17 protein-coding genes are annotated in these 23,638 nt (G+C 41.1%); 7 read left to right on the top strand and 10 right to left on the bottom strand.

The annotated features are described in order from the left end of the window. Window positions 1-407: IS1 family transposase (locus ACIPUA_RS16550; RefSeq protein ID WP_449059346.1), on the top strand; the 407-nt coding region annotated here is incomplete at its 5' end. Here ACIPUA_RS16550 and ACIPUA_RS16545 read toward each other — a convergent pair. From ACIPUA_RS16545 to mazG, 4 genes are all read right to left on the bottom strand, one after another. Then, window positions 379-807, bottom strand: coding sequence for a hypothetical protein (locus ACIPUA_RS16545; RefSeq protein ID WP_449059879.1), 429 nt, complete (start codon window positions 805-807; stop codon window positions 379-381). The two genes, ACIPUA_RS16550 and ACIPUA_RS16545, sit on opposite strands and share 29 nt — an antisense overlap. A 230-nt stretch (window positions 808-1,037) precedes the next feature. Continuing rightward, window positions 1,038-2,339: a phosphopyruvate hydratase gene (gene eno, locus ACIPUA_RS16540; RefSeq protein ID WP_042848174.1), complete on the bottom strand. Its 1,302-nt coding sequence runs from the start codon at window positions 2,337-2,339 to the stop codon at window positions 1,038-1,040. Between the two features lie 65 nt (window positions 2,340-2,404). Beyond that, window positions 2,405-4,042 (bottom strand): glutamine hydrolyzing CTP synthase, encoded by a 1,638-nt coding sequence (gene pyrG / locus ACIPUA_RS16535; protein WP_042848176.1) that lies wholly within the window; start codon window positions 4,040-4,042, stop codon window positions 2,405-2,407. A 569-nt stretch (window positions 4,043-4,611) separates the two neighbouring features. Next, window positions 4,612-5,406 (bottom strand): nucleoside triphosphate pyrophosphohydrolase, encoded by a 795-nt coding sequence (gene mazG, locus ACIPUA_RS16530; protein ID WP_042848178.1) that lies wholly within the window; start codon window positions 5,404-5,406, stop codon window positions 4,612-4,614. A gap of 362 nt (window positions 5,407-5,768) precedes the next feature. On the opposite strand from mazG, the gene ACIPUA_RS16525 reads away from it, so the two are divergent. Continuing rightward, complete coding sequence (locus ACIPUA_RS16525) at window positions 5,769-6,398, top strand: hypothetical protein (protein ID WP_042848180.1); 630 nt, start codon at window positions 5,769-5,771, stop codon at window positions 6,396-6,398. A gap of 60 nt (window positions 6,399-6,458) precedes the next feature. Here the strand turns inward: ACIPUA_RS16525 and relA are convergent, their stop codons facing one another. The 3 genes from relA to dgt all read right to left on the bottom strand — a co-directional run bounded on the left by relA (window position 6,459) and on the right by dgt (window position 11,738). Continuing rightward, entirely contained in the window at window positions 6,459-8,690 is a 2,232-nt protein-coding gene (gene relA, locus ACIPUA_RS16520; RefSeq protein ID WP_042848182.1) for a GTP diphosphokinase, read from the bottom strand. Between the two features lie 16 nt (window positions 8,691-8,706). Then, a complete protein-coding gene (gene rlmD / locus ACIPUA_RS16515; protein WP_071548533.1) occupies window positions 8,707-10,038 on the bottom strand; it encodes a 23S rRNA (uracil(1939)-C(5))-methyltransferase RlmD in 1,332 nt (443 codons plus the stop codon). Between the two features lie 173 nt (window positions 10,039-10,211). Beyond that, entirely contained in the window at window positions 10,212-11,738 is a 1,527-nt protein-coding gene (gene dgt, locus ACIPUA_RS16510; RefSeq protein WP_042848185.1) for a dGTPase, read from the bottom strand. 244 nt (window positions 11,739-11,982) lie between these two features. Here dgt and mtnN point away from each other — a divergent pair, with 244 nt between their 5' ends. Both mtnN and btuF read left to right on the top strand, forming a co-directional pair. Then, window positions 11,983-12,675 carry a 5'-methylthioadenosine/S-adenosylhomocysteine nucleosidase gene (gene mtnN / locus ACIPUA_RS16505; protein ID WP_048608086.1) on the top strand — a complete coding sequence of 231 codons (693 nt, stop codon included), beginning with the start codon at window positions 11,983-11,985 and terminating at the stop codon, window positions 12,673-12,675. A gap of 71 nt (window positions 12,676-12,746) precedes the next feature. After that, window positions 12,747-13,577 (top strand): vitamin B12 ABC transporter substrate-binding protein BtuF, encoded by an 831-nt coding sequence (gene btuF, locus ACIPUA_RS16500; RefSeq protein ID WP_042848188.1) that lies wholly within the window; start codon window positions 12,747-12,749, stop codon window positions 13,575-13,577. Between the two features lie 483 nt (window positions 13,578-14,060). Here btuF and erpA read toward each other — a convergent pair whose 3' ends face one another. After that, entirely contained in the window at window positions 14,061-14,405 is a 345-nt protein-coding gene (gene erpA / locus ACIPUA_RS16495; RefSeq protein ID WP_042848258.1) for an iron-sulfur cluster insertion protein ErpA, read from the bottom strand. A gap of 212 nt (window positions 14,406-14,617) precedes the next feature. On the opposite strand from erpA, the gene hemL reads away from it, so the two are divergent. Further along, the gene (gene hemL / locus ACIPUA_RS16490) at window positions 14,618-15,907 is read left to right on the top strand and encodes a glutamate-1-semialdehyde 2,1-aminomutase (RefSeq protein WP_042848260.1); all 1,290 of its coding nucleotides are present in this window, start codon (window positions 14,618-14,620) and stop codon (window positions 15,905-15,907) included. Window positions 15,908-16,886: 979 nt separating this feature from the next. Here hemL and mrcB read toward each other — a convergent pair. Together mrcB and hrpB are read right to left on the bottom strand one after the other, a co-directional pair. Continuing rightward, on the bottom strand, window positions 16,887-19,409 hold the full coding sequence (mrcB, locus tag ACIPUA_RS16485; protein ID WP_042848190.1) for a bifunctional glycosyl transferase/transpeptidase: 2,523 nt from the start codon (window positions 19,407-19,409) through the stop codon (window positions 16,887-16,889). Window positions 19,410-19,597: 188 nt separating this feature from the next. Further along, window positions 19,598-22,057: an ATP-dependent helicase HrpB gene (gene hrpB / locus ACIPUA_RS16480; RefSeq protein ID WP_181468702.1), complete on the bottom strand. Its 2,460-nt coding sequence runs from the start codon at window positions 22,055-22,057 to the stop codon at window positions 19,598-19,600. Between the two features lie 116 nt (window positions 22,058-22,173). Here hrpB and sfsA point away from each other — a divergent pair, with 116 nt between their 5' ends. Both sfsA and dksA read left to right on the top strand, forming a co-directional pair. Next, window positions 22,174-22,884, top strand: a complete 711-nt coding sequence (gene sfsA / locus ACIPUA_RS16475; protein ID WP_071548538.1) for a DNA/RNA nuclease SfsA — start codon at window positions 22,174-22,176, stop codon at window positions 22,882-22,884. A 195-nt stretch (window positions 22,885-23,079) separates the two neighbouring features. Next, a complete protein-coding gene (gene dksA / locus ACIPUA_RS16470; protein WP_042848193.1) occupies window positions 23,080-23,535 on the top strand; it encodes an RNA polymerase-binding protein DksA in 456 nt (151 codons plus the stop codon). Window positions 23,536-23,638: the final 103 nt, after the last annotated feature.

The following is a 23,638-nucleotide window of genomic DNA, read 5'->3' as shown; positions in this document are numbered from 1 at the left end:
ATAATTTGCACATTGAACTCCTTTGTGAAGTCGATGAACAGTGGTCTTTTGTGGCTAATAAGAAACAACAACGCTGGCTTTGGTATGCCTGGGAACCTCGCCTAAAACGGATTATTGCTCATACGTTTGGTCGTCGAAACAAGAGAACTCTTCGCCAGTTACTGGCTTTACTGTCTCGGTTTAATGTGGCTTTTTGGTGCACGGATAAGTTCAGTGCTTATGAGATATTACCTAAACAAAAACACGTAGCAAGTAAGTTTTATACCCAACGAATAGAAAGAGAGAATTTGAATTTAAGAAATCGCTTAAAGCGTCTTAACCGTAAGACGTTAGGTTATTCGAAGTCGCCTGAAATGCATGATAAAATCATCGGCACATTCATAGAGCGGGAGTATTACCTATTGTGATGATCTCTATATTGAATACACGACCTACTATTATTGAGTGACCTGAAAGCGTCCCTGTAAATAAAAACTTTATTTCTTTTGCATTTTTAGGGATATCTATATAAATAGGTCGCTTATTATTATCGTTTATTCTGTTACACCCTAAAAAATAACTTTCAATACTTTCTCCATCCCTAAGTACGTCAGAACCACTGGCATATTCCATACTATAAGCGCCATCCGCAACCTTAATGAATTGTATTCGACCTTCTGTAAATGGCTGCTCAAAATGTGTTATGCTATCAGTATTAATGGCATTTCTTTGAGTAAACTCGATAAAATTAGACGTAATTAAATTAATATCATTGCTTTTAATTAGTTCTTTTCCTATTTTTTTTTGCGCATCATTTATTACAATCATTAAATACCCATCCCTATTGAATACAGGTTAAAATTAATATAAAAACAGTTAAACACTATTAGTTATAAAAAATTTAAGCAATAACTCATTAGGTAATAGAACTAAAATAAGAACTAATTCAGCTGGTAGAAAATAATATATTAATTATTTAAATTTATTATCTATGAATAGTAGATAAAAAAGGGAAGCCTAAGCTTCCCATGTAATAATATTATTGAGGTCAAACTAAATTAAGCTTGGCCTTTCACTTCTTTCAGGCCATTGAATGGCGCATTTTTGCCTAATGCTTCTTCAATACGAATCAGCTGGTTGTATTTAGCAACACGGTCAGAGCGGCTCATAGAACCGGTTTTGATTTGGCCTGCTGCTGTACCTACAGCTAAATCTGCAATAGTTGCATCTTCAGTTTCACCTGAACGGTGAGAAATAACCGCAGTATAACCGGCATCTTTCGCCATTTTAATTGCAGCCAAAGTTTCAGTTAACGAACCGATTTGGTTGAATTTGATCAGAATAGAGTTAGCAATACCTTTATCAATACCTTCTTTTAAGATCTTAGTGTTCGTTACAAATAGGTCGTCACCAACCAATTGGATTTTGTCACCAAGTACTTTAGTTTGGTATGCGAAACCGTCCCAGTCAGATTCGTTCAGGCCGTCTTCGATAGAAACGATTGGATACTGTTTAGTCAGTTCTTCTAAATAGTGAGTAAACTCTTGTGAAGTAAAGGTTTTGCCTTCACCTTTTAACTCGTAGTTACCCGTTTCTGCGTTATAGAACTCAGATGCTGCACAGTCCATCGCTAGAGTAACGTCTTTACCTAATACATAACCAGCTTGTTCAACGGCTTCTTTAATTGCGGCTAAAGCTGCTGCGTTTGATTCCAAGTTAGGAGCATAACCACCTTCATCACCAACTGCTGTATTCATACCTTTAGATTTAAGTACTTTAGCTAAGTGATGGAAGATTTCAGAACCCATACGAACCGCTTCTTTCAGTGTTGGTGCACCAACAGGCTGGATCATAAATTCTTGGATATCAACGTTGTTATCTGCATGCTCACCACCATTGATGATGTTCATCATAGGTAAAGGCATAGAATATTGACCATGAGTACCATTCAGATCAGAGATATGCTCATACAGAGGCATGCCTTTTGCTGCTGCTGCTGCTTTTGCGCTTGCTAAAGAAACAGCCAGAATTGCGTTTGCACCAAATTTAGATTTGTTTTCTGTGCCATCAAGGTCAATCATGATTTGGTCGATATTGGCTTGATCTTTTGCATCTTTACCAGTTAGGGCTTCTGCGATTGGGCCATTTACAGCGGCAACTGCTTTCAGAACACCTTTACCCAGAAAACGTGCTTTATCACCGTCACGCAGTTCCAGTGCTTCACGAGAACCTGTAGATGCACCTGATGGTGCAGCTGCTAAACCAACAAAGCCGCCTTCTAAATGAACTTCAGCTTCTACAGTTGGGTTACCACGAGAGTCAATGATTTCACGGCCGATCACTTTAACAATTTTGGACATTAGGTTTTCCTCAGTACAAGTTAAATTTCGGGAAGCTGGCACACCTGCGCCGACTTCCCCATATCTTATTTCAACTCACCTTTCTGGTACTTACCAGCGGCTTTAACAAAACCTGCAAACAATGGGTGACCATCTCTTGGAGTAGAAGTAAATTCAGGATGGAACTGACATGCCACAAACCATGGATGATTTGGATTTTCAATAATTTCCACCAATTTGTTATCTACTGAACGACCTGCAATTTTCAAGCCTGCATTTTCAATGCGTTTCAACAGTAAATTATTTACTTCGTAACGATGGCGGTGGCGTTCAATAATGGTTTCTGAACCATACATATCACGCACTAAGCTACCATTCACTAAGTGACATGGCTGACCGCCGACTCGCATGGTACCCCCAAGGTCACTCTCCTCAGAGCGAACTTCAAGGTTACCCTCTTCGTCACGCCATTCTGTAATCAACGCAACAACTGGGTATTTACAATCTGCTTTAAATTCTGTTGAGTTTGCATCTTCCATATTGGCAACGTTACGAGCAAATTCAATCAACGCAACTTGCATTCCCAAACAAATACCTAAATAAGGGATGTTATTTTCACGTGCATATTTTGCCGTCAGAATTTTCCCTTCAATGCCACGTTCACCAAAACCACCTGGAACTAAAATAGCATCCAAGCCTTTTAGTAATTCAACACCACGAGTTTCAATATCTTGTGAATCAATTAATTTAATGTTCACTGTTAAACGGTTTTTCAAACCACCGTGTTTTAGTGCTTCAATAACTGACTTATATGCATCTGGTAACTCAACATATTTACCTACCATCCCAATAGTGACTTCACCTGCAGGATTAGCTTCTTCGTAAATAACTTGTTCCCATTCAGATAAATTCGCTTCTGGGCATTCGATACGGAAACGGTTACAAATATATTCATCCAAACCTTGTGATTTTAACAATGCTGGGATTTTATAAATAGAATCAACGTCTTTTAAGGAAATAACCGCTTTTTCTGGTACATTACAGAATAACGCAATTTTTGCACGCTCATTCGCAGGGATAACACGGTCTGAACGACAAATTAATACGTCAGGCTGAATTCCAATTGATAGTAACTCTTTCACAGAATGCTGCGTTGGCTTAGTTTTCACTTCACCCGCTGCTGCAAGGTATGGCACTAAAGTTAAGTGTAAGTATAAAGTACGCTCACGACCTACTTCTGCCGCCATTTGACGAATAGCTTCTAAGAATGGCAATGATTCAATATCACCAACAGTACCACCAATCTCGACAAGAACGACATCATGGCCTTCGCCACCACGGATAATTCGGTCTTTGATTTCATTAGTGATATGCGGGATAACTTGAATTGTCGCACCTAAGTAATCACCACGGCGCTCTTTGCGCAGAACTTCGGAATAAACACGCCCAGTCGTAAAGTTATTGCGACGTGTCATTTTGGTACGGATAAAACGCTCATAATGACCTAAATCTAAGTCAGTTTCAGCGCCGTCTTCTGTAACGAAAACTTCCCCGTGTTGGGTAGGGCTCATTGTACCTGGATCTACGTTGATGTAGGGGTCCAGTTTCATAATCGTCACATTGAGTCCACGGGCTTCGAGTATAGCCGCCAAAGAGGCTGCGGCAATGCCTTTACCCAGAGAGGATACGACCCCGCCGGTCACAAAAATATAATTAGTTTTCATGCTGAACCTGAAAGTTTAGGTTTAAAAGATGATGGATATAACAGGACGGGAAAACAGTATACCCGAACCTTAATTTCGCTACAAATGTTCTAAGCATAATAAGGCTAAATTTCATCAATACTCTAATATTATCAGCAAGTTAAAAACGAAAATTATTTATCGCTTTAAAAGTAGTCATCTATGTCTGTTTTTATAGATTAACACAGTTTAAAGGCAAAAGCTAAATCCTTTCAGCTGATTATATGGCGTAAAAAATGCGATTCTGCACTAACTTTGATTTTGAATAACTATTTACTCTATCACCCGCTATTTAACGCCCAAAAATGCCACGTTATTCATTGTTTTTGAAGCTTTGTTTGGGAATGTTGAATAAATTACTTTTAGAATAAACCAACAATATCCAAATCTTAAAACGACAGATAGTTTCAATACTTACATATAATGGCTCTAAATAGTTCGCATTACAGCTAGGCAGCAAGAGAGGATATCTCGGGGAGCATACATAAGTATGTGACCTGTGTAGCCGAACGCAGCCAACAACACTGTAGTGCGAAATATGACGAGACATTTTATTCTTGGCTTTTAACCTGCAGCCAGAGCGCTTCCATCTCCTCAAGTGTAGCACTTTCTGTAGATTTACCACTTTCAGCTAAACATTTTTCAATTTGACGAAAACGAGATTCAAATTTGTTGCATGCTTTTTGTAGCGCTATTTCAGGTTTATGCCCCAAATGGCGAGATAAATTTACTGTGGCAAATAATAAATCACCAATTTCTTCTTCAAGGCGCGTTTCATCGACAACAACCTGAGTTGCTTCCTCCATAACCTCTTCTAATTCTTCATGAACTTTACCAACTACAGGACCCAGTGTATCCCAATCGAAACCCACTGATGCACATCGTTTTTGAATTTTATACGCTTTCATCAGCGCGGGTAATGAGCTTGGAATATCATCCAGTACAGAAAACTGGGATTTCTCAGCTCTCTCTTTCGATTTACGTTTTTCCCACCCGTCAATCACCTCTGTACTGCTCAGCGTATTATCGGCATCAAAGATATGGGGATGGCGGTGCTCAAGCTTATCACTCACGGCTTGGCAGACATCATTAAAATCAAACAATGACTTTTCATTCGCCATTTGTGCATAGAAAACCACCTGAAATAATAAGTCCCCTAATTCACTTTTTAAGTCAGCAAAATCTTCGCGCTCTATTGCATCTAACACTTCATAAGTTTCTTCAAGTGTGTATGGTGCGATAGTTTTAAACGTCTGTACTTTATCCCATGGACAACCGCTTTGAGGGTCGCGTAGCTGTGCCATAATAGACAATAAGCGTTCTATCTGAGGATTGGCCTGACTCATTTTTATTCCCTTTTTTCTTTGATTTTGTACGCGTTGGTTTTTATCACTGACTGATTACAAGATAGAACCAACTGAAACGATTTTTACAATGCCAGTTTTATACTTTAATTAATGCAAATTGCATGTAGACGACAAACAAAAATAGTCTGATAGGCATACACCAATGCGTAATGCAGTTACCTGAATGCCCGTTCCATGCAACTTGAAGTATGACGAGTATAATATGGGAATTCAATAAGCTATCTCCCCTTCATCAACTATCAATGACGATAAAAAAACAAATTCGACATTTTTACCTTTATTTATGAAAAATACTGTCCAAAAAATAAGTATGGTAAGAAAAACATTAAAGAGCTAATAGCATGTTTAATAAAATTACGTATCCAGTCAGTGAACTAAACACAACGGATATCACACCAAAAAATCGCCTTAAATCTTTGTTTTCAAAAAAAGTAAAATTAATTAGCAACTCTTCAATCAACCTTCATCCGAAAGGAGTTGGTAAAGGGTATGAAACTTGCAAAGCCTTTAGCTTTGAGAAAAGTACTCGATCAGATATCTACTTTAAAATCGGTTATATCAGTGATTTTAAAGGAATGAAGGAAGAGGCTTTAACCATACACGGAACTCCTAATGGACAAGTTTCAATGTATTCGAATAATACGGCCAATAGAAAATACTTAACGGTAAAAGAGGCGATATCTCATATAAAATCAGTTCACAATGTTGACCTTACGGTTTCCCAAAAACCACTGCATGTCCTATCATGCTTTGGTGTTACTAATGGTGTCTATCAATCATTTGCAAATGAATTAAACAGAGAAGTCATAGGATATGGGGATGGAGGTGTGCTAAGAGGTAATGATACCTCTGAATATTTATCTAATCCCAATGTTGACCCTCTACTTTCGGTCATTGACCACAATACACCACAAGAAAAAACGATGATCGCGAGTGTTCATAAGTATTACCCTGCTCACGCAAAAAAATAGTATTTGGCTAAAGTAAAAGACCGCAGCCAACAACGCTGCGGCTCAATATCTGACGACAACCTATGATGAATGGCGTTTTGCTTCTATCACATCAGGTAACTGATTTAATTTTGCGAGTACCCTGCTTAGTACCTCAATGTTATAAAGCTCAATTGTCATATCTATTGTCGCTAGTTGCTGTTTAACATCACTACGACTACTGACACCAAGGACATTAACTTTTTCGTTCGCTAAAATTGTCGTAATATCGCGTAATAACCCACTACGATCGTTTGCGACTACCCTGACGACTAAAGAATAACCACTTGAATAGTTTTCCCCCCATACGGCATCAATAACACGCTCAGGGGCATGGCTTTGCAATTCAGCCAACTGTTCACAATCCGCACTGTGAATGGAAATCCCTCGCCCTTTGGTAATAAAACCGACAATTTCATCACCCGGGATTGGCTGGCAACAACGCGCAATATGGTGCATCAGGTTACCCACCCCTTCGACGACCACACGACCACTTCCATGAGATGGTGCCCTTGGAACTGAAGACTTACTTTCCAGCGTCTTCATCGCTGCACGGTCTTCTTCTTCTGCTGTCGCCTTATTAAACTTACTTTGTAGGAAGTTAACTAATTGGTTGATACGAATATCACCACCACCAATACCCGCTAAAACTTCATCTAATGAATGAACGTTATACCGCGCTATCAACAGCTTTTCTGCTTCTCTAAGACTAATATCGAGGTGAGATAACTCGCTATCCAATATTTGGCGACCCGCAAGGATATTTTTGTCTCTATCTTGCTTACGGAACCAGTTTTGTATTTTCGCTCGTCCACGGCTAGTGGTAACATAGCCAAGGTTAGGGTTTAACCAGTCACGACTAGGATTTGGATGCTTTTGCGTAATAATTTCAATTTGATCCCCCATTTGTAGTTGGTAACTAAATGGCACGATGCGACCACCAATCTTAGCCCCTATACAACGGTGACCCACATCACTGTGGATATGATATGCAAAATCAAGTGGCGTCGAACCCGTTGGCAAATCAACGACATCACCTTTAGGTGTAAAGACATAGACTCGGTCATCAAATACTTGGCTACGCACCTCATCCAGCATTTCACCAGAATCGGCCATTTCTTCTTGCCATGCAATTAACTTACGCAGCCATGCAATGCGGTTTTCATAGCTACTGCCCTTGCCAACACCCGTTGCGCCTTCTTTATACTTCCAGTGCGCTGCAACCCCTAACTCTGCATCTTCATGCATTTGACGAGTTCGTATTTGAATTTCAAGGGTTTTACCATTTGGCCCAAGTACCACCGTGTGAATCGATTGATAACCATTTGGTTTTGGATTCGCCACATAATCGTCAAACTCATCCGGCAAATGACGAAAGTGGGTGTGTACAATCCCTAGAGCAGCATAACAATCTTGCAAGCGTTCGACGACAATACGCACTGCACGCACATCGAACAGTTCATCAAACGCTAAAGATTTTTTCTTCATTTTGCGCCAGATACTGTAAATATGCTTAGGGCGACCGTAGATATCAGCTTGAATACTCTCTTTTAACATATACTTTCGTAATGTCCCTACGAAGTTATCAATGTATTCTTCACGATCGATACGGCGCTCATGGAGTAATTTAGCAATTTTTTTATACTCATCAGGGTGCAAATAACGGAAACAAAAATCTTCTAGTTCCCATTTTAGCTGGCCTATCCCCAAACGATTTGCTAAAGGCGCATAGATATTTGAACATTCTTTAGCGGCTAATACGCGCTCATCTTCTGTTGCATCTTTTACCTCACGTAAATGTGCGATGCGTTCAGCTAATTTTATGACAACACAGCGGAAATCCTCTACCATCGACAGTAACATACGACGGATATTATCCACTTGTATCGAGCTTGTTTCACTCGACTGCGTGGCTTTGAGCTGGCGAATTGCGTCCATTTCCAACACGCCCTTAACAAGTTCGTTAATAGAATTACCAAACTCATCAATCACATCTTGCTCTTTTAGCTCCCCTTCTTCGACTAAAGGGAAAAGCAAAGCTGCTTGTAAGCTACCGATATCCATACTCAATGTAGAGAGTATCTCGGTCATTTCAATGCCGCGCCATAGCAATAAAGGCGCTTTTTCTTGTCCAGCTAATTTGTCATGACAGTATTGCCAGGTATGGATGAGCTTTTCTTCTGATTGCTTATTGCCCAAACCTAAACCATTAACCCAATTTTCTGGGGCAAACTCACCTGCTGGGGTAAGATGTGCACTTCTTACTGCAACCATATATTCTCCCTACCGATTAAACCTCTGGGCGACGGATAAATAATGCCATTGACTCTAAATGGCTAGTGTGCGGAAACATATCCAACATCCGCAAATGTAATAATTGATAACCCCCACCAAGCAAAACCTTGCTGTCCCTAGCTAATGTTGTGGGGTTACATGAAACATAGACAATTTTTTCTGGCATCAGTTTAATTAAATGTTCCATTACACCAGCAGCTCCGGCCCTTGCAGGGTCTAATAACACTTTATTAAACCCTTGAGCTGCCCATGGCTGTGTATGAATTTGTGCTTCTAAGTTCTCATTATAGAATGCTACATTATAAATAGTATTGAGCTGAGCGTTGTTTCGTGCTTGTTCGACTAAATTTTCAACACCTTCAACCCCAACGACAGATTTCGCTAGCCGAGCAATAGGCAGTGTAAAATTACCCATTCCACAAAACAGGTCTAATACCCTGTCTTCACTGTTGATATCCAACCATGCTAACGCCTGCTCGACCATTTGTTGGTTAACTTGCGCATTAACTTGAATAAAGTTTGACGGATTAAATCTCAACCTTTCCCCTGCGACTTGATATTCAGGTAATGGGGAAGCCTCAGTCAGCGTATGTAAGTTTTCATCATTACCTGCTAACCAGATAGACACTCCGTGCTGATTTTCAAAATCAATGAGTTTTTGCTTATCTGAAGATAGCAAAGGAGCCAAATGCCGGATCAATACAACTTTGCAGTTATCCGCATAAATTAATTCAACATGCCCCAGTTTCGCGGCAATACTGAGCTGGTTGAGACATTGTGAAAGCGGCTCAAGCAATATGTCTAGATCGGGTGATAAAACAGGACAATGTTTTATATCAACCAAAGTATTCGATTGAGTTTTTCGAAAGCCCATGACTAACCGATGGCTTTTAGAATGGTATTGCAAACCCAAGCGTGCTCGTCGACGGTAGCCATATGACTCACCGCTGATAACCGGGGTTGCTGGTTTATCTACCCCCGTTTCGCGTAACATTACATACTGTAAAGCAAGGGCTTTACTTTCCCTTTGTAGTTCAATATCAACATGCTGTTGTTGGCAACCACCGCATTGTTCAAAGTAACCGCAGCGTGGCTTAACCCTTTGTGGATTGGTACTCAACCGCCTAATAATCTTCGCTTTTGCAAAATGACGTTTATCTTCTGTTAATTCAATCTGAGCTTCTTCATTAGGCAATAAGCCTGCCACAAAAATCGTTTTGCCATCGACACGAGCGACACCTTGCCCAGCAGCATCAAGGCTTTCAGCAATAACCGTTATTTGACGGCGTGAAGTAGTACGGCGGTTCGGAGAGTAAAATTGAGCCATAAGTAGTCACTACGGAGTATTAAGTTATAAAAATAATGATTGCCGTTTTTCCCGTTTCAACACGTTGCTTTTTCCGCCTATTAATAAGGAAAAACCTGTCCCCTTAGTATACCTGTTTTTCCTATCATTTTATTGAATACTTTGCGAATTTATTACATAACATCAATATAATGTTAGTTGCTGACCATAAATTTTCTATATTCTTCATAGGCATAGTGATCTGTCATCCCACTAATATAGTCTTGTATTAAACGTGCCCGGTAATAAAACTCGAGGATTGAGCGGTCAGACTCATTGGTCGCAGAAATTTTTTCAAGCGCTTCAGTATAAGATAAGCGGTGCTTATTAGATAACTTATGGAATAAACGAGTTTCAATAAAAAAATGCTTATGATAGTTTTTGTCCACTAGTTCCGCAAAATCTGTTCTGCTCATCATTAATAATGGGCTATAGAAATCGAGTAACCCACTAATAATGCGATACCCTTGAAGTTCTAGTTCCTCAACTTCATGGTGGTTAAAAACATGCTTAAATGCCACTGTTTTTAATACTTTCAATAACCTATGCTCAGGGCTTTTATCTTCCAGTAATGCGCTATTAAAATTACCATGGTAAATTTCAGGTAAGTTTTTTATAAACTGTTGAGCACTGTAATGGCATAATTTACTCGTAATATTGACGCGTAAGTACATAAAAAACTGATCTTGTTGAATGCGCCTTGTGTGATTATCACTAATATTGTTATAAGCACGCATAATGGTTTGGTCAAACAAATCGTTTGGTTCAATAGGACCCCATTCTGCCTTTAAATAATCGATTAATTTTTCGACGGTAAAAATACCTTTTTCAGCAGCGTCATCCAGATCAGCAATGCAATATGAAATATCATCAGCCGCTTCCATAATATAAGAGAGAGGGAAGCGACAATATTTCTCCATATCGAGTTTTTTTGTCAATTCACTGACAAAATCTGATTCAGACCAATAATAACCCGGTTTTTTCATTAAATAGTCAAATTCTGCAGGGATCGGAGCTAAATCATAAGCCCCGCGAGTATATTTCAAAATTGAACCAATCTGTGCGTAGGTCAAATTTAATTTGAGCAACCGATGAGCCATACGCAACCCTTGAGCATTGCCTTCAAATGAACACAAATCGTGCTTCAATTGACGACGAAAAAGGTCTTGCTTTTCATTACCTGTCAATTGTAAGGCGTGTATTTGGCATGGATCAGGAGAGTCTGGTGTATAAAGATAGCCGGGAGCCAATAATTTACTGAACCAACGCTGTATTGCAGCTTCACCAAAATGACCAAAAGGTGGGTTGCCGATATCATGCATTAAGCAAGCCATTTCAACGAGGCTTTCAAAGGCGTCACACCTTTCATCTAACCCATAGGTTTCTAATAACTTTCTCTTTTTTAATTCACCCAAAACGGTTTTACTAATGTAACGCCCCACTTGCTGAACCTCTAGTGAGTGAGTCAATCGGCTACGTACAGCAGAATTTTGTTCTAACGGAAAAACTTGTGTTTTTTGTTGTAAGCGACGAATGGCAGCAGAATTAATGATACGCCCCCGATCACTTTCAAATAAGCGATTAACGGCGTCTTCATCTTTTTCCGAAACTTTTTGATTCTTTGCGCTACTCGTATAATTACGCTGAAAGCTTAGCTTTTTAAGAAAGTTAATCTCCCCCATTCTTTCCTCTCCCTTATCTAAATTTATTAGTCATTATATAACCAAAGTGCAGGAAAAATACTTCACGCCTCAACTTTCAATGCTACACTTCGTACAGCTTTGTAATTTCATTGCTTAAACATGAGATATTGCAATATTAGTTGCGATAGCGCTCGAAGATCAAAGCAATAACACAACAAAATTCTATTTTCCCTAAATAATGTGTTGTAAACACTAAGTAGGGGAATATGGTGAAGGAGACAAAATGAAAGTTGGGGTCATTGGTGCAATGGAGCAAGAAGTTGCTATTTTGCGCTCACAAATTGAAAATTGCCAAACGATCAGCCGCGCAGGCTGTGAAATTTATACCGGAAAAATTAATGGTGTTGACGTTGCTTTATTAAAATCAGGTATTGGTAAAGTTGCGGCTGCAATCGGTACAACATTATTACTAGAACATTGCCAACCTGATGTAGTTATCAACACTGGGTCCGCAGGTGGGTTAGATCCTCGTTTAAATGTTGGTGATATTGTTGTCTCTACTGAAGTTCGTTATCACGATGCCGACGTCACCGCGTTTGGCTATGAGCCAGGCCAAATGGCACAATGCCCACCAGCTTTTGTCGCGGATAGCAACCTGATAAACGTTGCGGAACAGTGCATTAATTTATTGGATATGAATGCAGTACGTGGTTTAGTCTGTAGTGGTGATGCTTTTATTAATGGAGCAGAACCATTAGCTCGTATCAAAGCCATGTTCCCTCAAGTTGCTGCAGTTGAGATGGAAGCGACTGCGATAGGGCAAGTTTGCCACCAGTTTGGCGTACCATTTGTTGTCGTTCGCGCCATTTCTGATGTAGCCGATAAAGAGTCTCATACCAGTTTTGATGAGTTTTTACCTATTGCTGCTCGCCAATCTTCACTGATGATCAACGCGATTTTAACAAAACTCGCTTAATTTTCTCCTATGAAAAAGCATAACTAACATTCCGTTATGCTTTTTCATTGCAGCTAAGATAAATGATAGTCATGAAAAGAATTCCTCATTTTTATTCCTTCACTGTTACCTTGTTATGTACCTTGTTGGTTACTTTTTCTGCTCTAGCTACCCCCAAACAACGGGTTATTAGTTTATCACCAGCAAACACCGAACTCGCCTACGCGGCTGGATTAGGTGATAATTTAGTTGCAGTTAGTGCTTACTCCGACTATCCAGAACAAGCAAAAAAAATAGAACAAGTTGCTGATTGGCAAGGGCTAAATGTGGAGCGTATTATCGCACTTAAACCGGATTTAATTCTTGCATGGCGAGGAGGAAACCCACAGCGCCCTCTCGAACAACTCGCATCTTTTGGTATTCCTATTATTTATTTCGACCCGCAAAGCATCGATGAAGTGATTAATTCAGTAACTGAATTAGCACAATACAGTCCTAACCCCAAAATTGCACAACACAATATTGAAATGATGCGGGCAACCTTAGCCTCTTATCAAAATAAAAAAGCCTTAATCAACAAACCAAAACGTGTGTTTATTCAATTAGGTATCCAGCCTTTATTTAGTACTGGTAATCAGACATTGCAAAATGATGTTGTGGAATTTTGTGGTGGTGAAAATATTTTTGCTAATAGTACAGTGCAATGGCCGCAAGTCAGCCGTGAGCAAGTACTCACCCGCAAACCAGATGTGATTATCATGACAGGTTCAGCAGAACAGGAAAAAGCAGTGAAAGAATTTTGGCATCCCCAACTCAATGTCCCTGTTATTCGGTTAAACGAAGATTGGTTTCATCGAGCAGGCCCAAGGATTGTGAATGCAACCGAACAACTGTGCGAACAGCTAAACTCACTATATAATTGATAATTAGGAACTAAAATCCGAGAATTATAGGTTACAGGTTACAGGTTACAGATTACAGGTTACAGGTTACAGGTTACAGGTTACAGGTTACAGGTTACAGGTTACAGGTTACAGGTTACAGATTACAGATTACAGATTGCAGATTACAGAAATTTTCTAAATAGTTCGAGTTGTGGCAAGGCGGCAAATGAAGATATCTCGGGGAGCATACACAAGTATGTGACCCGAGTAGCTGAATGAAGCCAACACCGCCACAGCTCGAAATATGACGAAAATTTGGCAAGGCGGCAAATGAAGATACCTCGGGGAGCGCACACAAGTATGTGACACGAGTAGCTGAATGAAGCCAACACCGCCACAGCTCGAAATATGACGAAAATTTGGCAAGGCGGCGAATGAAGATACCTCGGGGAGCACACACAAGTATGTGACCCGAGTAGCTGAATGAGGTCAACACCGCCACAGCTCGAAATATGACGAAAATTAGACGCTAAAGGACGACCCACACCCACAAGTAGACTTAGCATTCGGGTTCGTCACAATAAAGCGCGAGCCTTCTAAACCTTCAGTATAGTCAACACTTCCGCCAACTAAATATTGTAAGCTCATTGGGTCAACCACAAGAGCAACACCTTGCTTCTCAATGGTCATATCACCTTCATTGATTTGGTCATCAAATGTGAAACCATACTGGAAACCACTGCATCCGCCACCGGTAATATAAACACGTAAACGCAGATTTGGGTTATCCTCGTCAGAAACTAGATCTTTAACTTTTATTGCTGCCGCATCAGTAAATTGTAAGGGCAGAGCTGAATCATCACTCATTTTTAGCTCCAAACCGGTAACCGGTAAATTCATGGGAAGCAAAAGCCGCCCCAGATCAATTAATCTAATTATCCGCCACTTGACTAAATCGTTCAAGTGTTGTTACACAATTAGACACATTGTGCATATCTTAGGATCAACATTTGGTTTAATTGAGACAGTGCTTTAGAATGGAGGCAAATTTCTATTTAGCCTCTTTTTGGAGCCCTGCCATGTCGCAATCTGAAAAACTTTATGCACTAGCAAAAGAACAAATTCCTGGTGGTGTAAACTCACCAGTTCGTGCCTTTAATGGTGTTGGCGGAACCCCTTTGTTTATAGAAAAGGCTGACGGTTCATATATTTATGACGTCGATGGCAAAGCCTATGTGGATTACGTTGGCTCATGGGGGCCGATGGTCTTAGGGCATAATCACCCAGTTATTCGTGATGCAGTAATTAAAGCTGTGCATAAAGGTTTAAGTTTTGGAGCGCCAACCGCAGCGGAAGTTGAAATGGCTGAACTCGTCTGTGAACTAGTGCCCTCTATGGATATGGTACGTATGGTGAATTCAGGAACAGAAGCTACCATGAGCGCTATCCGCCTTGCTCGGGGCTACACTGGACGTGATAAAATTATCAAATTTGAAGGTTGTTACCACGGCCATGCAGACTGCTTATTAGTAAAAGCAGGGTCAGGGGCACTCACTATGGGGGAGCCGAATTCTCCAGGAGTCCCTGAAGATTTTGTTAAACACACCTTAACCTGTACTTATAACGATCTTGCCTCAGTTCGCCAAGCATTTGAAAACTACCCTGAAGATATTGCTTGTGTGATTGTTGAACCTGTTGCTGGCAATATGAACTGCGTCCCTCCTACTGCTGAGTTTTTACCGGGTTTACGTGAGCTTTGTGATGAATTCAATGCTGTATTAATCATTGATGAAGTCATGACAGGCTTTCGCGTAGCTCTGGGCGGCGCACAAGACTATTACGATGTTCAACCTGACTTAACTTGTTTAGGTAAAATTATCGGTGGCGGTATGCCTGTTGGCGCGTTTGGTGGCCGACTTGAGATCATGGAAAAACTCGCGCCAATTGGCCCTGTTTACCAAGCTGGTACATTATCGGGTAACCCTGTCGCGATGGCAGCGGGTCTCGCTTGCTTAAAAGAAGTCGCTCAGCCAGGCGTCCACTCACGTTTAAATGAGCTAACAGAAAAATTAGCCCGTGGTTTAAAACGCGTATCCCAAGAACAAGGTATCCCGATGGTAATCAACCATGTGGGCGGTATGTTTGGGGTTTTCTTTACTGATGCACCGACTGTAACTTGCTACCAAGACGTGATGAAGTGCGATGTAGAACGGTTTAAGAAATTCTTCCATTATATGTTAGAACAAGGCATTTACCTTGCACCTTCGGCTTTTGAAGCTGGTTTTATGTCTATCGCTCACAGTGATGAAGACATTGAAAAAACGATCAAAGCCGCCGAAACTGCACTGATGAAAATTAAAAACAATTAATTTACACTAACATTATAGAGGTGAAGCTATCTCCACTTTCACCTCTATTCTTCTTATAGTTAACGATAGATAACTATATCCTCACGCAATAACTCAAACTGTACTTAGTAATTCTCTAAATAATTCAGCCTGTAGCTAGGCGGTAAGTGAGCTAGAACTTAAGGTATACAACTGTGTGGGGCTAAATCTAGTGAATACAGCCAACAACGCTAAAAAGTGAAACGTTACGCGGCAATTCTCTAAATAATTCAGCCTGTAGCTAGGCGGTAAGTGAGCTAGAACTTAAGGTATACAACCGTGTGGGGCTAAATCTAGTGAATACAGCCAACAACGCTAAAAAGTGAAACGTTACGCGGCAATTCTCTAAATAATTCAGCCTGTAGCTAGGCGGTAAGTGAGCTAGAACTTAAGGTATACAACCGTGTGGGGCTAAATCTAGTGAATACAGCCAACAACGCTAAAAAGTGAAACGTTACGCGGCAATTCTCTAAATAATTCAGCCTGTAGCTAGGCGGTAAGTGAGCTAGAACTTAAGGTATACAACCGTGTGGGGCTAAATCTAGTGAATACAGCCAACAACGCTAAAAAGTGAAACGTTACGCGGCAATTCTCTAAATAATTCAGCCTGTAGCTAGGCGGTAAGTGAGCTAGAACTTAAGGTATACAACCGTGTGGGGCTAAATCTAGTGAATACAGCCAACAACGCTAAAAAGTGAAACGTTACGCGGCAATTCTCTAAATAATTCAGCCTGTAGCTAGGCGGTAAGTGAACTAGAACTTAAGGTATACAACCGTGTGGGGCTAAATCTAGTGAATACAGCCAACAACGCTAAAAAGTGAAACGTTACGCGGCAATTCTCTAAATAATTCAGCCTGTAGCTAGGCGGTAAGTGAGCTAGAACCTAGGAGCATACAATAGTATGTGACTAGGTCTAGCGAGTGCAACCAACAACGCTACAGGTTGAAGTATGACGAGAATTTAGGGATTATTGCCAAACATATCCTTAACCCAATCCGGTGCATCATTTTGTGTCTGATCGTTATTGCCATTTAGGTTCCAAACTGGGTCTTGGTTTTCTGATGCTTGGCATAAAGCATCGGGGTTATCCGTCCAGATTGGTAGCATTCTACCCCCACCAAAATTTGAACAGCTTAATTGCCCATCGGCAGTCACTTGCATATCTACAACCCCTTCTGGGGCACGATTGATTAATGCCAAAGGTGTTTGATTATCAAGATAACGTTGATATACCTTCAGTGCTCCTGTTGCGCCTGTTAATTGCGTAGGGCCATTGTTATCACGACCTACCCATACAATCGCGACTTCCTTACCGTCAATGCCGGCATACCAGCTATCGCGCAAATCGTTAGTTGTCCCTGTTTTACCTGCTAAGTTATATTTGCCATATTTAGACAATAATACACGGCCAGTCCCTTGCTTAACCACTTGTTGCATACCGTATAACGCTAAGTAGGCAGCTTGTGAAGGTACAGCACGCTCTGCAGATGGATAGCTTTGATAAATCTCTTTACCATCACCATCAATCACTGAACGCAGCGCAGATAATTTAGCGCGATTACCGCCGCCGCCAATGGTTTGATAAACTTGTGCGACTTCAGCTGGCGTCAAATTTACCGCCCCTAGTAGCATCGCAGGCACTTTTTCCATTGCTGCAGCTGGGGCTCCTAGACGTACAAAGGTATTAAATACCTGATCTAGACCAACTTCCAACCCTAAGTTTACTGTTGGGATATTCTGTGAGCGAGCAAGTGCATCGACTAACATCATACGTCCATTAAAATTACGGCTATAATTCCTTGGGCTCCAATTTTGATTACCCACCTTAACAGTGAGTGGTTCATCTTTTAACCATGTATTTAAACGATAGCGATCAGGCTCACTCAGTGCAGCAAGGTAAACAGGAGGTTTCGCTAACGAACCAATACTACGGCGTGCATTCAATGCTCGATTGAAGCCAGAAAACTGAGGTTGAGAGCCACCAACCATGGCACGAACTTCACCATTAATACGGTCAACGACCACCATTGCGCCTTCGATATCGTCTAACTTACGAGCCTTACGTAAATCAGCGACTCCATTTTCCACCGCATTTTCCGCAGCCGTTTGAGCGACAGGGTCTAAGGTTGTAAAGATTTTTGCACCGGATAACTCTTTAACTTGATCACCCAGTTTTTGATTTAACTCTAAACGTACCATTTGCATAAAGGCAGGCTGAGAAGCCACCAACCCTTCTTTATTTTTCACGCCAAGAGGCCTTGCACTGAGCACTTGGTACATTTCTTGGTCGATTACGCCACGTGTTTCCAAGATTTTCAACACAATGTTACGGCGTTTAATTGCATTTTGTGGCTTAGTCCATGGGTTATAAGTTGATGCCCCTTGTACCATACCCACTAACAGTGCCTGCTGGTCAAAACTTAACTCATTAATTGGGCGACCGAAATAATACAAACTTGCTAGCGGGAAGCCACGAATTTCATCATTACCATTTTGGCCTAAGAACACTTCGTTTAGATACAGCTCTAAAATACGTTCTTTGCTGTAGTTATAATCCAGCAAAATAGCCATGTAAGCTTCATTGGCTTTACGTTTTAATGTGCGTTCATTAGTTAAAAATAAGTTTTTTACTAACTGCTGCGTCAGGGTACTGCCCCCCTGAACCGAACGCCCAGCCGTTAAGTTGGCAACAACAGCACGGCCAATAGAGTATAAACTGACCCCATCGTGCTCATAGAAGTTGCGATCTTCGGTTTCCAGTAAAATTTTGACCAACGATTCGGGGAAATCAGACAATGGCAATACTAAACGTTGTTCATTATTCGCCGATTGCATCATCGTGATCAGTTTAGGGTCTAATCGGAAAAAGCCAAATGAACGGCCATTTTCCATATTTTCAATTTTACTTAACCCATTATTTTCAAACACCATACGCGCTAATATTTGCCCTTCTTTTTGGTCAGGGAAATTAAAAGGACGGCGTAAAATTTCAATGCTATTACCGCGAACCACAAATTCGCCGGAGGTGGTGATTTTACTCACTTTTCGGTATTGCATACCTTCGAGCAGGCGAACCATTTCAGCTTGGCTATAGTCCATTCCCGGTTCAAGGTTAACCATCCTGCCATATACTGCCGCAGGTAAATCCCACACCTTACCATCGAGACGTTCTTTAATTTGTTGATTTAAATAAAAACCGTATGCTGCTAATAAAACAGCAAACACAATCATTAGTTTGACTAACAGCCAGAACCAACGCCATTTGCTTTTCACTTTACGTGGTTTGTTATTTTTCGAGCCTTTTTTAGCCATTTGCTCTTCTTCGTCTTCATCATCGAGATATTGTTGGTCAATATCATCATTTTCGAATAAATCTTCATCGTCATAATCATCGCGGTCTCTGCGACGGCGGGATGAAGATTGTTTTTTCCCAGCAGATTTTTTGTTGCGTCTGCCTATTGGTTCAAAATCTTTACCTGACATGGTCGCTCCATATCACCTTACAAAATAACTTAACAACATAATCATTTACTATTTGAATAGCTTAGTGGTTAATTTTGGCTCATAACCTTAGAGATTTCACCAAAGAAAGCTCTTAATTACATTTCCTTACTCACATTAAGCAGGGATAAGCCATTTTTATGAACCTGCTATTAGAGCATAAAAATAGTTTATTTCGCACCCATCATCGCTTTTTTTGTTTGCCGCGTTGGTGCTGTATTTGCTGGGTCATCGGGCCATAAATGTTTTGGGTAGCGGCCTTTCATTTCTTTTTGTATTTCTTTGTAGCTTCCATGCCAAAATGCGCCGAGATCTTGTGTAATTTGTAATGGGCGCATCGCAGGGGAAAGCAAACAAACCGTTAACGTCATTTTCCCTTGCGCAACAGTTGGATTCGTTTTCTCACCATACATTTCTTGCATACGAATTTCTATGACAGGCGGCTTATCCAATGCATAGTGAATACTCACATCATGTGAAGAAGGTGCGCGGTAAGTTGTAGGGAACATGTTCGCTAGCCACTGCTGTTGTTGCCAATCTAACCGGTTTATTAGCAATTCTGCTAAATTAATTTGCTGCAACTTTTGTTTATTGGTTACCTCAATAAGATAAGGCTCAAGCCATTCATCTAATGTTGATAACAATGTACTTTCATCAAAGGATGGTAATTCAAACTCAGGGAAATATTGCTGTGCTAACGTACAACGAATACACAGTTGCAACGCATCCTCTTGCCAATTCAATTGTTGCAGCCCATTTTGTTTTAGCCAATAAACCAACGCTTTACTGATATCAGCTTTATCTGGGTTACTCATGCGTTCTGATTTCACCACTAACTGGCCGCACTGCAAGCGCTTCCATGCTAGCAATGTCCCTTTTTGCTCATCCCATTCAACGGTTTCTTGCTCATTAAATAATTCAGTACAATCTTTTTGCAATTCTTGTATATCAATGGGGTACGCAAGTGCCACTCGTGCATCTGCGCTATTTTCTGGTTGCCACAACAATGGCACGATTAACCAAGAAGTTCCCAATAGCCTATCCGTTTCGTGTAGCGATGCTCCAAGCCCACTGGATAACTGATAACGCAATTGATTGTCCCTCGTTTTTGCTATTTGGTCGGGAAAACCGGCTGCTAATAAGGTTGGTAACCACTTACTTATCAGTGCGGTTTGCTGCCCTATACTCGCGTTAACTTTTCGCCCACTTAAAATGGTCGCACGCCGGCACCAGCTTTCGCTTGGCCGGTCTAAGTAATAACGTAAGTCGCACTCACCACCTCTTGGCGGCTCTTCAATAATAGCCACTAATAATGCGGCTAATTGCAAAACTGACTCATCTTTAGCGACTTGTGCTTTATACAATATCGCGGCAGTACGTACTGAGCTACCTAGTTCTGCCATCTTCTGTCCCATGATAGACAGTTTCCCTTGTGCATCAATCGCGCCAAGTTTAGCAAGTAGATTTTTTGCCGCCCCAATCGCGGGGGCTGGGGGTAAGGTGAGCCATGATAATTGTGTCACATCATGGCAGCCCCACTGTAGTAAAGAAAGCCATAGCCCACTGAGGTCACTTTGGTTGATTTGTGCTTCACTAAATTGAGCCGCACGCTCCGCTTGCTCTTCACTAAATAGATGCCAACATACCCCAGCTTCTAAGCGCCCCGCTCGTCCAGCTCGCTGTGTCATTGATGCTTGGCTAATGCGTTGCTTAACTAATTTTGTTATCCCTGAACGAGGGTTAAACTGCCCTACTCGCTCCAGGCCGCTATCCATCACTAAGCGAATACCTTCTATAGTTAAGCTGGTCTCCGCAATATTAGTCGCTAGCACAACTTTACGTTTCCCTTCGGGGGCTATTTGGATTGCTTGCTGCTGTGCTTTAAGAGGTAAAGCCCCATATAAAGGACACAAAAGTATGTCCTCACTCACTATCGAAGCTAATTCAGCTCTTACTTTTTCTATTTCCCCCACGCCCGGGAGAAATAATAATAGTGACCCTTTCTCTTGCTGCAAAAACAGCCATGCTGCCGCCGCGACTTCTTTATGAAATAATTTATTAGGATTTATGGGATGATATTCACGAATAACGGGGAAACTGCGTCCTTGTGAAGTGATCACTGGAGCATTAGGGAACAACTGGGAGAGCCCTTGGTTATCAAGGGTAGCAGACATCAATAACACCCGCAGGTCATCCCGTAGAGCTTGTTGTGAATCAAGTAATAATGCAAGGCCAAGGTCTGCTTGTAAGTTGCGTTCATGAAATTCATCTAAAATCACCAACCCAACCCCTTCAAGCATAGGGTCATTTTGTAATAGCCGTGTTAAGACGCCTTCCGTTACGATTTCTAACTGAGTATCACGACTAACTTTAGTTTCTGAACGCATACGTAAACCAATGGTATGGCCAATTTCTTCCCCAAGTTGCTCCGCTAAACGCGCGGCAACTGCTCTAGCCGCAAGACGCCTAGGTTCCAACATAATAATCCGCCCATTAACCACCCCGCTTTTTAAGATTTCCAATGGCAAAACGGTGGATTTACCGGCTCCCGTCGGTGCATGTAATAGCACTTGAGGGGATGATTTTAATGCGGTAATTAGTGATTCTCTGACGTCTAATATGGGGAACACTTTGGTTATCACTCCATGCATTTAACTTTTACTATCAGACATTGTAGCATTAGCCACTTTCAATCATATTAAAATCAGTGTATTGACAACTCACCTCGTATGACAGCGGAGAATATATGGAGTTTAATCCTTGTTTAAAATCGGCCACGCTAATTAAGCGCTATAAACGCTTTTTGGCTGATGTCACCCTGCCTAATGGTGAAGAAATCACTATTCATTGTGCTAACACCGGCGCAATGACTGGCTGTGCGACACCGGGTGATACTATTTGGTATTCCACATCTGATAACCCAAAACGTAAATATCCCTACAGCTGGGAACTTACCCAAACAGCTAATGGCGATTTTATTTGTATTAATACGCTGCGTGCGAACCAATTAGTTGCTCAAGCTTTAGCCGAAAAACACATTCCAGAATTATCCGAGTACAGCATAATAAAGCCAGAAATGAAATATGGTTCAGAAAATAGCCGAATTGACTTTTTTCTCTCAAACAGTGAATTACCAGATTGCTTTATTGAAGTTAAATCAGTAACTTTACTTGAAAATGGCCACGGTTTTTTCCCTGATACCGTCACGCTAAGAGGGCAAAAACATTTACGCGAGCTATCACAGATTGCTAAAGAAGGAAAAAGAGCCATACTATTGTTTGTTGCTTTACACACAGGTATTCACGTAGCATCTGCGGCTGCACATATTGATAAAAAATATGCGCAGTTATTAGAGGAGGCACGGCAAAGTGGTGTTGAAGTACTTTGTTATCAAGCTGATATAACTGTTCAACAAATGGCGTTAGGGAAGCAGATTTGCTTTAACTCTATTAAATAAAGTTTTTTTAACCAATTTTTATACGAGGCCGCTGAGTTCTGGGCGCTAGAAAGGGAATAAACACGCTCGCCCTCACAGCATTACAAAACTCATTGCAGGAACGATTGCCAAGAGAGCTCTCTTCTGCTATTTATAGCGACCTTAATTTTTCCCCTTTGGGGTTTTTGTAAAATTTGCGTGTGTAGGAGAAGCATTATGCAAGAAGGGCAAAAACGTAAGACATCGTCCTTAAGCATTCTCGCCATTGCTGGGGTTGAACCCTATCATGAAAAAGCTGGCGAAGAGTACATGAACGAGGCCCAGTTGGCGCATTTTAAGCTCATTCTCGAAGCATGGCGCAATCAACTCAGAGATGAAGTGGACCGGACTGTTACTCATATGCAAGATGAGGCAGCTAACTTTCCAGACCCCGTTGATAGAGCCGCTCAGGAAGAGGAGTTCAGCCTTGAATTACGTAACCGGGATCGTGAGCGTAAACTGATCAAGAAAATAGAAAAAACCCTGAAAAAAGTTGAAGATGATGACTTTGGCTTTTGTGAATCATGTGGCGTAGAAATTGGTATCCGCCGTTTGGAAGCCCGTCCTACTGCTGATTTATGTATCGACTGTAAAACATTAGCTGAAATTCGCGAAAAGCAAATGGCAGGCTAATAGCTCAGATGGAGTCCTAAACGGCGCATATTACGTGCGCCGTTATAAGGTTTTGTCACCGTGAAAACTTGCTCTCCCAGCATTCTCCTCCCCGTTAGTCATG

The sequence above is a fragment of the Providencia sp. AGC89 genome (genome assembly GCF_053543535.1).
Note: the sequence above shows the minus strand (reverse complement) of the source record. Positions and strands in the feature narration are given on the sequence as shown.